General features: G+C 53.9%; 14 protein-coding genes. 8 read left to right on the forward strand and 6 right to left on the reverse strand.

Annotated features, from left to right (window positions below; all coding sequences use genetic code 11):
- Positions 1 to 303: 303 nt before the first annotated feature.
- Both PsW64_RS19850 and PsW64_RS19855 read left to right on the forward strand, forming a co-directional pair.
- Positions 304 to 3,756 (forward strand): indolepyruvate ferredoxin oxidoreductase family protein, encoded by a 3,453-nt coding sequence (locus PsW64_RS19850; protein ID WP_063304690.1) that lies wholly within the window; start codon positions 304 to 306, stop codon positions 3,754 to 3,756.
- Between the two features lie 562 nt (positions 3,757 to 4,318).
- A complete protein-coding gene (locus tag PsW64_RS19855; RefSeq protein ID WP_208980896.1) occupies positions 4,319 to 6,349 on the forward strand; it encodes a methyl-accepting chemotaxis protein in 2,031 nt (676 codons plus the stop codon).
- A 112-nt stretch (positions 6,350 to 6,461) separates the two neighbouring features.
- Here PsW64_RS19855 and PsW64_RS19860 read toward each other — a convergent pair whose 3' ends face one another.
- Both PsW64_RS19860 and PsW64_RS19865 read right to left on the reverse strand, forming a co-directional pair.
- Positions 6,462 to 6,788: a DUF1330 domain-containing protein gene (locus tag PsW64_RS19860; RefSeq protein ID WP_063304692.1), complete on the reverse strand. Its 327-nt coding sequence runs from the start codon at positions 6,786 to 6,788 to the stop codon at positions 6,462 to 6,464.
- Positions 6,789 to 6,859: 71 nt separating this feature from the next.
- Positions 6,860 to 7,429, reverse strand: coding sequence for a TetR/AcrR family transcriptional regulator (locus tag PsW64_RS19865; protein ID WP_208980897.1), 570 nt, complete (start codon positions 7,427 to 7,429; stop codon positions 6,860 to 6,862).
- Between the two features lie 142 nt (positions 7,430 to 7,571).
- On the opposite strand from PsW64_RS19865, the gene PsW64_RS19870 reads away from it, so the two are divergent.
- Positions 7,572 to 8,072 (forward strand): DUF417 family protein, encoded by a 501-nt coding sequence (locus PsW64_RS19870; RefSeq protein WP_063287922.1) that lies wholly within the window; start codon positions 7,572 to 7,574, stop codon positions 8,070 to 8,072.
- Between the two features lie 86 nt (positions 8,073 to 8,158).
- Here the strand turns inward: PsW64_RS19870 and PsW64_RS28005 are convergent, their stop codons facing one another.
- Entirely contained in the window at positions 8,159 to 8,413 is a 255-nt protein-coding gene (locus PsW64_RS28005) for a hypothetical protein (protein ID WP_208980898.1), read from the reverse strand.
- Between the two features lie 20 nt (positions 8,414 to 8,433).
- Entirely contained in the window at positions 8,434 to 8,631 is a 198-nt protein-coding gene (locus tag PsW64_RS28010) for a helix-turn-helix domain-containing protein (protein ID WP_208980899.1), read from the reverse strand.
- Positions 8,632 to 9,045: 414 nt separating this feature from the next.
- Here PsW64_RS28010 and PsW64_RS19880 point away from each other — a divergent pair, with 414 nt between their 5' ends.
- The 5 genes from PsW64_RS19880 to PsW64_RS19900 all read left to right on the forward strand — a co-directional run bounded on the left by PsW64_RS19880 (position 9,046) and on the right by PsW64_RS19900 (position 12,520).
- Positions 9,046 to 9,876 (forward strand): universal stress protein, encoded by an 831-nt coding sequence (locus PsW64_RS19880; RefSeq protein ID WP_063304694.1) that lies wholly within the window; start codon positions 9,046 to 9,048, stop codon positions 9,874 to 9,876.
- A gap of 235 nt (positions 9,877 to 10,111) precedes the next feature.
- A complete protein-coding gene (locus tag PsW64_RS19885; protein ID WP_063304695.1) occupies positions 10,112 to 10,708 on the forward strand; it encodes a HupE/UreJ family protein in 597 nt (198 codons plus the stop codon).
- A gap of 145 nt (positions 10,709 to 10,853) precedes the next feature.
- A complete protein-coding gene (locus PsW64_RS19890) occupies positions 10,854 to 11,762 on the forward strand; it encodes an aminoglycoside phosphotransferase family protein (RefSeq protein WP_063304696.1) in 909 nt (302 codons plus the stop codon).
- A 54-nt stretch (positions 11,763 to 11,816) separates the two neighbouring features.
- Positions 11,817 to 12,152 (forward strand): hypothetical protein, encoded by a 336-nt coding sequence (locus tag PsW64_RS19895; protein ID WP_057462312.1) that lies wholly within the window; start codon positions 11,817 to 11,819, stop codon positions 12,150 to 12,152.
- Positions 12,149 to 12,520 carry a nitrile hydratase subunit alpha gene (locus PsW64_RS19900; RefSeq protein ID WP_057462313.1) on the forward strand — a complete coding sequence of 124 codons (372 nt, stop codon included), beginning with the start codon at positions 12,149 to 12,151 and terminating at the stop codon, positions 12,518 to 12,520. Before PsW64_RS19895 ends, PsW64_RS19900 begins: the two co-directional genes overlap by 4 nt.
- 19 nt (positions 12,521 to 12,539) lie before the next feature.
- On the opposite strand, the gene PsW64_RS19905 is transcribed toward PsW64_RS19900, so the two are convergent.
- Together PsW64_RS19905 and PsW64_RS19910 are read right to left on the reverse strand one after the other, a co-directional pair.
- Positions 12,540 to 13,283 (reverse strand): DUF4344 domain-containing metallopeptidase, encoded by a 744-nt coding sequence (locus PsW64_RS19905; protein WP_063304697.1) that lies wholly within the window; start codon positions 13,281 to 13,283, stop codon positions 12,540 to 12,542.
- 106 nt (positions 13,284 to 13,389) lie between these two features.
- Complete coding sequence (locus tag PsW64_RS19910; protein ID WP_063304698.1) at positions 13,390 to 13,752, reverse strand: VOC family protein; 363 nt, start codon at positions 13,750 to 13,752, stop codon at positions 13,390 to 13,392.
- Between the last annotated feature and the right edge of the window lie 149 nt (positions 13,753 to 13,901).

The following is a 13,901-nucleotide window of genomic DNA, read 5'->3' on the forward strand; positions in this document are numbered from 1 at the left end:
TCAGAAATGGGGCCTTTCGGGCTCCATTTTTGTGTGTTGTCCGGTGTGCTGAGCCTAGCCGAAACTGCCGTAGTGGATTGCTGAAGTCTCAAGGAAATCAGAGGCTTCAGGGCGTTCAGTTTGGGTATCTGTTGTATTCAAAGGGATTATTGTACATCCGCTGATATTTCATGCAGTATGGGTCTACGTAATAGCGAGTAGGCCGCACCTTATAATCAAATCTCCAAAAAATCTTGGGTCTTTTCATCGCAGATAATTTCCTGCCGCACCCCGGCAACGCCAGACATTTGTGAGAGTTACCTGATGGTTTCTGAAGAAAAAAGCAGTGTGCCGACCCCGTCCAAGAGCCACAACGCCCCGTCGCTGGATGACAAGTACACGCAGACCAGCGGTGTTGTCTTTCTCACAGGCAATCAGGCACTGGTGCGCCTTCCGTTGCAGCAGCGCATGCGTGATGAGCTGGCGGGGCTGAATACGGGCGCTTTTATCTCCGGTTACCGCGGCTCTCCGCTTGGGCGTTACGATATGGAGCTGTGGCGGGCGCAGTTGCATCTGGATAAGCACAGCATTGTATTCCAGCCGGGGGTGAATGAGGATCTGGCGGCAACGGCGATCTGGGGCTCACAGCACGTGGGCAACATGAAGATGCGCAACAAGGATGGGGTGGTCGGCTTCTGGTACGGCAAAACGCCGGGGGTGGACCGCTCTGGCGATGCGTTCCGCCATGCCAACTTTGCAGGCACCCACCCCAAGGGCGGTGTTGTGGCGCTGTGTGGGGATGACCACGCGGCCAAGTCCTCCACCGTGGCAGGCCAGTCGGACCATGCGTTGATTGCCTCTGGCATTCCGGTGCTTTACCCCGCCAACCCGCAGGACATTCTGGATTACGGCATTCTGGCCGTGGAGATGAGCCGTTACAGCGGATGCTGGGTGGGCGTAAAACTGGTGACGGATGTGGTGGAAAGCGCCTCCACCGTGGAGGTGGATCTGGACCGCATTGAGGTGGTAAAGCCGGACAGACAAGACCCGCAGGGCGGCGTCTGGATTCGTGAGATCGACCTGCCCGTGCAGCAGGAAAAGCGACTGCTGGAAGAGAAGATTCCACGCGCGCTGGCGTTTGCGCAAGCCAACAACATCAACCAGATCACCCACGATGCCCATGAACCGGAAGTCGGCATCATCGCCTCGGGCAAATCTTATTCTGACCTGCGCCAAGCCATGAACGAGCTGGGCCTTACGTCTCTTGAAACGGAAAAGCGCCGCATTCGCATCCTGAAGATCGGCATGGTGTGGCCGCTAGACCCAAAGATCATCGAGGCGTTCTCTAAGGGCCTCAAGAAAATCCTTGTGGTGGAAGAAAAGCGCCCTGTTGTTGAGGATCAGCTGAAAACCATCCTGTTTGATGCGGGCATTTCGCTGAAGGTGCAGGGCAAGGGTCTGTTGCCGAACTCTGGCGTGCTTGCCGCCAATCAGGTGGCCTCTGCCATTGCAGAGTTTTTGGAGGATGACGGGCTCAAGGCCAAAGTGCCGGTGCCGATCAAGCTGAAGCCGGGGCCGGTGCGTCGTCCCTCGTTCTGCTCCGGTTGCCCGCACAACACCTCCACCAAGGTACCGGATGGTAGCCGCGCATTGGCAGGTATTGGCTGCCACACCATTGCGTATTTCAATGACCCGGTGAAGACCAAGGCCCCTTCCCAAATGGGCGGCGAGGGCATGCACTGGGTGGGGCAGGCGCCGTTTACCGATGAGCCGCACGTGTTCGCCAATATGGGCGATGGCACTTATTTTCACTCCGGCTTTCTGGCCATGCGTCAGGCTGTGGCGGCTGATGCAACCATGACATACAAACTGCTGGTCAACGGCTTTGTTTCCATGACAGGCGGACAGCCCGTTGACGGCGAGCAATCCGTGCCCCAGCTCATCACCGCCGCGCTGAATGAGGGTGTGAAGAAGGTGGTTGTGGTGACCGAGGATGTGGAGCGGGTGCAGGCTCAATCCATTCCGGCAGGCGTTGAGGTGCACCACCGCCGGGAGCTGGAAGCGGTGCAGCGAGACCTGCGTGAGATACCGGGTGTGACGGTGCTGATTTACGATCAGGCCTGCGCCACCGAGCGCCGCCGCTTGCGCAAGCGCGGCAAGTGGGAGGACCCGAAGGTTCGCACCTACATTCACCCGGACATCTGTGAGGGATGTGGCGATTGTGGTGAGAAGTCTGGCTGCCTTTCCATTGAGCCGCTGGAAACGTCTCTGGGTCGCAAACGGCAGATCAACCAATCCAGCTGCAATAAAGATTTCTCCTGTGTTGAAGGCTTCTGTCCAAGCTTTGTGACCATTCACGGTGCAGAGCCGAAGAAGGCCACCACACCTGCGGAGCGTCAGGTGGAAAGCGTGGGCGATGAGTTGTTGGCAGAGCCGGAACTACCCGCCATCAACGGCGCGACTGGGCTGCTGGTAACGGGTATTGGCGGCACAGGTGTTGTCACCATCGGCGCGATCCTGTCCATGGCTGCGCATCTGGATGGCAGCCGCGTTTCTACACTGGACCTGACGGGTCTTGCGCAAAAGTACGGGGCGGTGATGACGCATATGCGCATCGCCAAGTCCGCCGATGGCCTGCAAAGTGCACGGCTGGCGGTTGGCGAAGCGGATGTGGTGATCGGTTGCGACTTGGTGGTGACAGCAGGCGACGAGACGCTGACAACGCTGCGCAAGGGGTCCGCTCAGGTGGTGGTGAACACCGAAGAAGTGCCGACCATTGACTTTTCCAAGAACCCGGATTGGGACATCAACACGCCCAGCCTTCAGGCGCGGTTGAGCGAGGCGGTTGGTGACCGATTGGATTACTTCAACACCACGCAGGCCGCGAAAGACCTTTGCGGCGATGCGGTGATGGCGAATATGATGCTGTTCGGTGCCGCCTGGCAGCGCGGTCTCATTCCGGTATCTCTCGGCTCCATCCGTCAGGCCATTGAGTTGAACGGTGTGGCCCGCGACAAGAACTTCGAGGCCTTCAACTGGGGCCGCCTGATGGTGCTGGACCCGGAGCGGGTCGCCAAAGCACGGGCACCGGTTGCGACTGTAGTGAAGCTCGACCGCCCGTTGCCGCTGGAAGAGCTGATTGAGGACAGGGTGAACCGCCTCAAGGAGTATCAAGGCAGCAGCCTTGGCAGGTTTTACCGTCAAAAGCTGGTTGCGCTGAAAAAGGCCGGAGCGGGCGAACTGATACTTCGCACCGCCGCGACGCAATATTTCCGTCTGCTGGCGCATAAGGACGAATTTGAAGTCGCGCGCCTGTTCTCACAGCCATCCTTCAAGCAGAGCCTTGCGGAGACATTCGAGGGCGATCTGGAAGTGCGCTTCCATATCGGCGGCGGTCCCTTTGCGAAAAAGGACCGTGTGACCGGCCTGCCAGTGAAGACTGAGTTCGGGCCGTGGATGATGAAGTTATTCTCGGTCCTCTCCAGCCTCAAAGGTCTGCGCGGTTCGTTCCTTGATCCCTTCCGCAACAATGAGGAGCGCGTTCTCGCAAATGAAATGCGTTCATCATATGAGGCAGACATGGATCTGGTCTGCACTCGTTTGGCGGAGGCTGGTGAGAAAGCTGCGCATGATCTGTTGAGCTGGCCAGTGAAAGTGCGCGGGTACGGCCACGTACGAGCGGGCAATGCGGAAAAAGCTCTGAGGCTGCGCGAGCGACGCAAAACAGCGCTTAGCAACGCACAAAACAACGCAAAGCCGGAGAAGGTGCCTGCGTAAGTGTAACGTAATGATATCATTGATGGAATTGTGGTGAGGCCTACGGGTTTCACCCCGTTTTGGTTTTGGGGCTTACATAGCAACGCAAACGGGCTCAGCGATTTTTTGTAGAAAATTGGCCCCCTCTGCAGGATCGCACAAGATCATGCAGTTACTCCCTCAGTTCAAGACATGCAGCGGAGTTGTGGCGGCAACCTGCCGTTGATGAGATGCCCTGAGTGAAAGATATAGGTACTAGTACCGCCTTAGTTTTGAGTTTTTCCAAGATTAATTCCAAAATGTGTATTATGCACTTATGGATAAACCCTAATAGTGATCCCAGTTCTATTTTAGTAGTCTCCAATAAAACGGGTTCTCTGTCAGGGGTATAAACTGATTTAAGCTTATCTCTATTATGTATTGTGATGATAAATTCAGTTAAATATTAACAAAACTATAATAATAGTGACTGTTGTATTTACGCAAGGAGAGGGTTAATCAACCAGAGGTGGTTGAAACCAGCATCATATGAGTGAGAGATGGCGGAACCCGTACTGATTTCTACAGTATGGCGAAGCAGAAAATGAAACTAAGTCATCGCATTGTCAGCGCATCAGCAGCGGTTCTTCTCGTTGCCTCATCGCTCGTAATTTCGATCGGAACCTACCTCAGCATGCAAACGGCTGAGCAAGACAGCCGCGCATTATTCAACTCGGTTGCATCCGGACTGGCTGTCACAGCGCAGGATCTTTTAAAAGAGTCGCAGGTAATTTCCACAACACTTGCACGCACTTACGGCGCTGAGATCGACAGCGGAGACGCTTCGCGCACCAACATCGCGCTCATGACAGAAGCAGCCCTGCGCGGCACAACCGACATCCTCGGCATCGCCGTCTTCCTGCAGCCGGATGTTGCAGGCAAAGATGCTGATTACGTTGGCAAGAAGTACGCTTCTGACACAGGCCAGTTCGTTCCCTACTTCTACATAGAAAATGGCAGTGTTCAGTCCCTGACAGCAGACATTGGCCGTGCTGATGTTCAGCGGCGTATGCGCAGGACGATACAGCAGAAAAGCCAATTTGTGACCGAGCCTTACACCTTTGATGTTGAAGGCAAAAAAATCCTCTCGGCTTCCGTTCTGGACCCAATCCTGAACGCAAAAGGCGAGGCCGTTGGTGTTGTGGTGATCGATGTTGATTTCGACAAGCTGCAAGAAAAAATGGGTGCCGCCAACTTCTATGACACTGGCCGTCTGGCAGTGGTCAGCGAAGACGGGCTCTGGGTCAGCCACAGCGACCGCTCTATTTTAGGCGAGAAAGTCCGTCCGGTTATTGAGAACATCATGAACGGCGTCCGCGACAAAGCGAACGTGCAAGAAGTCGGTGACCGCCTGTTTATTTTTGAGAAGTTTCAACTGGGTACGACGGATCAGTACTGGTTTGCCGGTATGTCCGTCACCACTGAAGAGCTGACAGCTGGTGCCCGTAACACCCGCGATATGGCGTTGATCGCCGCAGTGGTTTCCGGCCTGATTGGTTGCATCATCTTATGGTTCATCGGCAATTCCATTGCCCGCCCAATCGTCAACCTGACACACCGCATGCAGTCTCTTGCTGATGGCAATGTTTCCGATGAGGTGCAGTACACTGGCCGCTCTGACGAAATCGGCCAGATGGCTAACGCATTGAAAGTGTTTGTAACTGCGGTCTCTGAACGCCAGAGCTTGCAGTCCGAGGCCGAGAAAGAGCATTTGCGCGAGGCGGAGCGTCAGAAGCAATCGGCCAAGCTGATTGAGGCATTCTCCGGCACTGCAGAAAACGCTCTGACGATCATTCACGGCCGGTTTGACGAGCTGGAGCAGACCTCTAAAGAACTGGCGGATATTGCCGAAAACACAACCGTCCAAACCACAGCAACCTCTGCAGCCTCAGAAGAGGCAACGGCGAATGTGCAAACGGTGGCCTCTGCTTCTGAGGAGCTTTCAACCTCCATTGAAGAGATCGCACAGCAGATCGCCCGCACCAACAAGGTGATCACCCAAACCAACGATGCAGTGCAGGCAACCAACACCAAGGTGCTGGATCTGGACGGCACGGCGCAACGCATTGGCGAGGTGGTCAATCTCATTCAGGATATTGCCGAGCAAACCAACTTGCTGGCGCTCAACGCGACTATTGAAGCGGCCCGTGCGGGTGAGATGGGTAAGGGTTTTGCCGTTGTGGCAACCGAAGTGAAGGAGCTGGCGAGCCAGACCTCAAAGGCGACTGAAGAGATCTCCCAGCAGATTGCGGAGATTCAGGGTTCTTCCAAGGATGCCGTTGAAGCTATTCAGGAAATCACCTCCAGCATCCGGCAGGTCAACGAGTTTGCATCCAACATTGCGGCCTCTGTTGAGCAACAGGGCGCGGCCACTGCTGAGATCACTGAAAACGTGCATCAGGCAGCGACGGGCACGCAGAACGTTTCTGAAAACATGGTGCTGGTAGCGCAAGCAGCAGAGAAGACCAACCAGTCCTCTGATCTTGTCTCCAAAACCGCATTGTCCGTGCGGCAAGAGGTTGTTGACCTGCGCGAGCAGATCGACGACTTCCTGTACAAGGTACAGTCCGTATAAGGCTGTAACCTAACGATAAATCAGGCTGGTGAAGTTACACGCTTTGCCAGCCTTTTTTTATGCCGGGATATAGCGGCTTGCACCTATCCCTCGCTTCATCTGCGATGTGAGGTCATCTCGTGAAATAGCCTGACTTCACAACGCTTTCTGTTTCCGAATGACCCGGGATAACGGTCGCAAATCCCTCGATGACCTGGCTGCTGAACTTTCTAAGCTCGATCATTTCTTCTGAATTGTAGAAGGTCACAGCAGCCTCAAAACTCTCGAACCTGTACATCACCATATTCGTGTAGGATGTTGGCCCCGCAAGGGTTTTCATTGGGCTTGCGACGATCAACTCGCCACCATATTTTTCGATAATAGGAAGGGATCTGGGGCCGAGTTCCTCAATGCGCGACCTGTCGATAATATTGTAGTGGTGAAGAACATAACCAGCCATTTAAAGTATCCTGAAATTATAAAGTGAGGCGACGCCTACATAACTGCGCCTGTTAAGCAAATCTCGCCCATCTAAATGGTGTCGACCAGAACGGTGACTGTCTCTTCCAGCTCTGCCAAGGGCGTGCCACCGCGCACCATGACGCGCAGGCCGAAGTAACCTGCAGCCAATAGAATGGACTTTTGCTTTCGCAAAGCATCATCACTCTTGTATGGCTCGGAGACGGCCAAAGCAGTGTTGAACAGGTCTTGCGTGCTCTGGATACCTTCCTGCGCGTTGAGCTGGATCTGCTGATCATCATGGGCGTGCTCAATTGCGGAGTTGCACAGGAAGCAACCGCTGCGGTCGCCGTTGCGCACTGGCTCCAGCACAGCCTCAAACAAATCTAGAAACCGTTGTTTTGCGTTGGGTGCCCGGCAGATGACCTGTGCCAGATGGGTGATATCTCGCTCGTGGTAGAGCTTCAGCGCCCGCGCGTACATGGCGTCTTTATTACCAAACTCCCGGTAGAGCGACTGCTTCTTCAGCTCGGTTATCCTCTCCAGGTCCTGCATGGAGGTGCCATGATAGCCTTTTTCCCAAAAAGCTCTCTGTATTCTGTCCAACGCAGTTTGGGGGTCAAATTCCCGAGGTCTCGCCATCACATTAATTCCCGCTCACAACAATGTTACCGATCGGTCCGTAATTCATTATGGACACATCGGTCCGTAATACATATACCTAAGTGCACAGGCTGGCAAGACCCGCCGCAACACACTACCAAATTCAACACAGGAGGTTGAAATGACTGATCTTACTCACGCGCCTGCCACTCAATCAGATGACAACGCTGCCCTGGGTGCTTTGTTCTCCGATATTGCGAAAAACGGAATCTTCGCCGCCCTTATTCTCGTGTTCCTTTGGTTTGGTGGCATGAAGTTTACGGCTTATGAGGCCGGAGCAATTCGCGGACTGGTCGAGAATTCTCCCTTTCTTGGATGGCTTTACTCATTCCTGTCCGAAGGAGCTGTGTCCAAACTCATCGGACTTACCGAGCTGACCATCGCGGCTTTACTCACCACCCGCTTCTTCGCGCCTAAATTCGCGGTCTTCGGTGCGCTTGGTGCTATCGGCACGTTTCTGTTGACCTTCAGCTTCTTCTTTTCCACGCCGGGCGTGTTCATTCCGGACACTGGCGTGCTGGCGATCTCCGTTATTCCGGGGCAGTTCCTTTTGAAAGATATTGTCCTGCTGTTCGCATCCGTGTTCGCCCTGGGCAATGCCCTCAGTGCAACTGCAAAATAAAGATACACTCCTCACTGTGCACTGAAATGGGGGCGTCAATGACGCCTCCATTGGGCTACCTACAAAACGCTGGCAAGTACCGGCTTTTACCGCCCACCTGTCTTCATTCTACTCCCCAAAGCTTCCAGTGAAACCTCGATAAGTTTGAAGATCTTCTCCTCGGGCATGCCGAACTTTACCATCTCGTAGAGCCCTTCAAAAATGAGCATAAAGTACCCGGTTAGCAGCTCGATCTCGCCCGGTCCTTTGAGTTCATTCTGGCATTGAACGAGCTTGTCGCGGATCTGATCTTCCCAATTGAACTGCAGCCCCTGAAACTGCTCCCAGAGCTCTTTATCCACGTAGCCAAGATCGATAAGCGTCAGCCAGAAGAGGCCTTTCTCCGCTTTGATGTAAATCGGCCTTCCAGAGCGGCAAGAGAAACGCCCACCGCCTCCGACACGTCTTTCATCGTGGCAGCTTTAATCCCCTTTTCCAAAAACACACGAATGCTCGTATCAAAAAGGCTTTCGAGTTCGGGAATTGGAATGTCCGGTTCAACTGGTTCGTCCGAGCTCATTTTGAAACTATAGATTATTCAAAAATGCCCTCAACACAGATGCTCGGCTTTAGAAAAAGAAACGCAAATCCAATGAGTTGGATACATTTCAATTTATGCCGATTCCGTTGAAATCCACCAGACAGGCTGCACAATAGGGCAGTTTTGTGCTGTTTGTCTTTAAATATTCAAAATGTAAAAATCTGTCTGTTGTTCTGTTCGTCTATGTTTATCATAGGTTGACTTAAGGTTATTGTGCATACGTAGGGTTATAATATTTCGTAGGCGGCTAAGTATAGCACCCAATTTACTTGCGGCTGTTTGGGGCCAACTATCACTCTATGAGGCGGGAAGGGTATTCTTGGCAACTCGACCTTCAGGTGGGTGCTTTTCGCATTCTGCGCTTCATGAATTGGGTCAATTGGAGGTTCAGATATGTCTATCAAAACAGTCGTCACCCTTACCGACACGTCCGGTGATCAGGTTGCATCCCGCGTTGCCGTTGAACTCTCCAAGCTGACAGATGCCTATCTGATTGGCGTCGTGCCCAACTACGAGACCTCCTATTACCTGTGCACCGCCGGGCCAATGCCGCCAGACTATGAACTGCGCTTGCAGGAGCAGTCCGCCGCGACACTCAATAAGTCATTGGAGGGCTTCGCAAAACACTTTGACGGTGCGGGCATAGATGGCGAAACGCGCGTCACAGACATCACCCTTGGCGGCACGTTTGACGAGCTGATGCATCTGGGGCGTTTGAGTGATGTTACCGTGATACGACAGGATGATCCTGCCAAGCCGGAACCGATGCGTGCTGCCATGATTGAGGCGATGGTGTTTGACACTGGTGTCGCGACGCTCATTGTGCCGCACGCCCATGAAAAATCGTTTGCGCCCAAAAACATAGCTGTGGCATGGGATGGCTCCGGCCCTGCCTCCAACGCAGCGCATGCCTCTATGTCTATGTTGCAAAATGCAGACACTGTTTCTGTTGTGATGATCACGCCGCATGACGAGCCAAAGCATTCAGAACTAACGGATATTCGTAGTTACTTCGAGCGCCATGGCGTCAATATCCATCTGGAAGTGATGAGCAACGTCTCCGGTTCCGTTTCAGCAGCTCTGCTGAGCACGGTGGAACGTTTCAACGCGGATATGCTGGTGATGGGCGGATACGGCCACAGCCGGTTGGCGCAATACCTGTTTGGCGGGGCAACGCGCCGCGTGCTGCACGATATGAAGATCCCGGTTCTGATGACCCATTAAGACACTCACCAAGGGGGCCTCACAGGCTCCCTTTTTTACTGCTGCATTCTCACTGAGTAGTTCCAATGATGTTTTCTACAAGCAATCCGGTGTGATTTTCCCAAAAGAACGCGGTTTGATTGCTTGATCACCGAAAACAAGTCAGTTTGGCGTCACCTTGTGCGGTCACCCTGCACCATACCTGACGACATAGACTGCGCGTGGCGTCGCGCGCTCAATATTGGAAATTACACTGATGAAATTGAGAGAAACTGCCGGTTTAACGGGTCTTCTGGCAGTATTGATATTGATTGCTCTGCCCGCTCAGGCTGCCGCATTTTCCACGGCACAGGCCAAAGCGGACTTCCTTCACGGCCTCTGGCACCCGCTTGGCGGGCTGGACCACATCCTCACCATGGTCGGTGTTGGTGTTTGGGCTGCGCTGGTTCTGCTTAAGAAGCGCCTTGTCTGGCCGCTGGTGTTCACGCTGGTCATGTTCATGGCATTCTGGGCTCGTTACATGGGCGTTGTTGTACCGTATGTGGAGACGGGTATTCTGGTGTCTGTCATCGTGATCGGCCTGCTGGTGGCGTTCGCTCTGAAACTGCCTGTGGTGGTGGGTGCGCTGATTGTTGGCGTGTTTGCTGTGTTCCATGGTGCGGCGCATGCCACTGAGGCGAACGCGAGCAGCCTGTTGATCTATGCGCTCGGCTTTTCCGTTTCCTCTTTCGCGCTTGGCTTATCCGGCATCGGGCTTGGCTCGTTGACCGAATGGAACAGCGGACGCATGTTCCTGCGCGCGCTTGGTGCGGTTACAGCGCTGTTTGGCCTTTATCTGATGTTCGTCGCCTAGTGTTTCTTTAAAGCGACAGTTTTCAAGGGATTACTCCGGTTTTGTGGCTTTCCCTTCGCAAACACACTCAGTTCTGCTTTCTTGAAGGTGCGGTTCCGACCGCGCCTTTTTTTATGCTGATTTTTATGTGTGATTGCGAGTTTCAATGAGTGATGGCCGTTTGACGATAGCGCCCGAGGTGGTGCGCAAGATGCTTGATGAGCAGTTCCCCGCGTGGGCCGCCCTGCCTCTCAAGCGTGTTGAGAAGGATGGCTGGGACAACAACACGTTCCGCCTTGGCAATGAGCTGAAGGTGCGTTTGCCGTCTGCTGCGGGCTATGTTCCGCAGGTCGAGAAGGAGTTTAACTGGCTGCCTAACCTGGCAAAACACCTGCCCGTGGCGGTTCCTGCACCTGCTGCCCTTGGCAAACCAAATGCAGATTACCCATATCCGTGGTCGGTCTATCGCTGGATCGAGGGAGAGATAGCCTCTGCTCATTCTATCCGTGATATGAACGAGTTTGCGAGAGATCTCGCGACCTTCCTGCATGCGCTCTGGGCTGTCGATACCACAGGAGCGCCGGAAGCCGGAGAGCACAACTGCCACCGTGGCGGTGACCTCAGCGTCTATGATGAGGAGACCCGTTTTTGCCTTTCTGGTGTGACTGACCTGATTGATGCCGACGCAGCGCTGATGATCTGGGAGCAAGCGCTTCGGTCCAAATGGGAGAAGCCCGCAGTCTGGGTGCAGGGAGACCTCTCAAACGGGAATATCCTCACACGGGATGGCCGCCTCAGTGCCGTCATTGATTTTGGCTTATGCACGGTTGGCGATCCCGCCTGCGACTTAGTTATCACCTGGAAGTTCTTTTCCGGCGTCAATCGCGAGATTTTCAAAACCGCGGTCAACATCGACCAAAATACCTGGGATCGCGCCATAGGCTGGGCTCTCTGGAAGGCAGTTCGCACGCTCTACTACGCCAGAAAAGACCATATCGCTGAGGAACAAAGAGAAGCAAAAGCAGTGATTGAAGCCATCCTCTCAGATGCAAGACTTGTTACCACGAAGACTTAAGGTCCTGCCTTTAGGCTCTCTCTGATCTTGTGCAGTCAAACAGGAAGAGCAGCAATGGAAAGAGACTTTGAGTTGTTGTTGACCCAGCGCATGTGGGAGGATCCGGCATTCGCGAAACTGGCGCAGCGCGATGCAGCTGCTGCGCTTAAGGAGCTGGGAGTGAAGGTTGATCCCAGCGTTAAAGTCCGGATCCTCCAGCAGCGTAAAGACACGCTTTATCTGACTATTCCCCCTGCCAAACAAGAGGGTGCACTTGATACAACATTGGATCTCAACCAATTGGATTTGTGGTCCAGCGGAGATATGTTTGTCTGGGTTGCTTCGGTTTACAACAAGGTCAAGCTGCTTGGCATCCGCTCTTCCATCGTGAAAGGGGAGAGGGAAGCATGACAGACCGCGACAACAGCGATTTTGCGGAGCAAGACTACCGACGGATGATCAACGATCCTGCGTATCGCCAGCGCCTGATTGCAGATCCGAAAGGAACGCTTGGCGAAACAACGGGTTATGAGTTTGATGCAGGCGTACGCGTTGAGGTGATTGAGCAAGAGCCCGACACCATCTGCATGATGATCCCCATTAAGCCGGAGGGCTCTGCTGATGAGGTTGAGCAGGCGCTGCACAAATCTACCGAGCGCACGTATGACCTGCTGTTTTCCTCTGGCATCGGCGGGTATTTCATCCCGAGTGATGAGCTGAAATGGACTCTTCGAGATATGCGCCACAGTTGGATCAGCAAACTGGGGCTCAAGTTATGACCCCCAGTACACAAGCACATCAGTTCCGCAGATTGGACTGATAGAGGGATCTCAGGTGCGGGATGAACTCGGTGCAGAAGGAGATGGAGACCTCCTCAGGATCGTAAAACGCGTTCGGCTCACCACAGCTTTCCACCTTTACGATGACCTCGTTGGGCAGAGACATGTCGTCTTTCAGGCTTTTGATTTCCTCAGAAAGCACGAGATTGATGACCTCGGCGTCCGCGCCAGTCCCCGCTTGAAAAGTCATCGCAACGCCGGAGCCCGGCTTCATCTCATCAAACACAGCGCCCCAACTGCTGGCAGCTTGCTCGTACTCAAACGGGCACATTTCTGCCCGGTCTTCCGGCAGCTCCAGGTCTGTAGCCAACTCAGCACGTTTATCCGGATCTGCCCCATAAAACAGGCAGATATGGTTGTAGTAGCGCTGCTGATCAGGTCCATGCAGATCCCACCACGCCACCTCTTCTTCCCCTTCGGGATCGTTGATGTAGCCAAATGCGCTGTCAAAGGCGAGCTCCTGCGCGGCCTCTTCCTCATAGAGCCAGTCAATCATCAGCACGGAGAGCACATCTGCGGCGTCTTCCTCCTGCCCGAAGATCGGCACCTGCATCTGGTCGATCACCGCATGGCCAACCTCGTGGTAAAAGATCGACAGGATGTTGGCCTCCACAAAGGCGTTCTCTGCTTCATCAGCCTGTGCACCAAGAGGAGACAGCAGCGAAACTGCGCAAGTCGCGGTGAGAAGAAGAGAACGTAGCATTGGCGGCCTTCCGTATGAGCACTTGAAATCTCTGAATAATCATTCCAATGCCATGTTTACGCAGGTTCGCCAAATCCTTTGTGCTTTGTGATACATCTGAAGGCCGTTAGCAGTGGAAGTTGAGCTTGTTGCCATCCAGATCGCGGCAGTAAGCCCCATAAAATGCTTCACCTCGCGGACCGGGAGGGCCTTCATCTTTGCCACCCAGTTGCAGGGCGAGTGTATGCAGGCTCTCGACGGTTTCGCGATCCTCCACCCGCAAAGCCACCATGGTGCCGTTGCCAACGGATGCGTCTTCGCCATCATAAGGTGTGTTGAGGACGATGAGCGGTTTGCCCTCGCCAAAGCTCCAGGCATAGAGCCGGTTGTTTTCAAAGACCCGTGTTGCACCCATCTTCCCAAAAATGGCGTCGTAAAATGCACAGGCACGGTCTAAGTCGTTGGTACCTAAAGTGATATAGCCGATCATATGGTGTTCTGGTCCTAATAGATTGCAGTAAATGACAGAGTGTTCAAAATCAGCAGAGGTGAAAGTTTCATTCCCCAGAGTAAACTACAGGGCAGGCCCCAAGTAAATGCAGAAGCGGTACAACCTGCCGCGCTTCGTCGCCCTAGGTG

The organism is Pseudovibrio sp. W64, assembly GCF_001623145.1.
Taxonomy (GTDB): Bacteria; Pseudomonadota; Alphaproteobacteria; order Rhizobiales; family Stappiaceae; genus Pseudovibrio.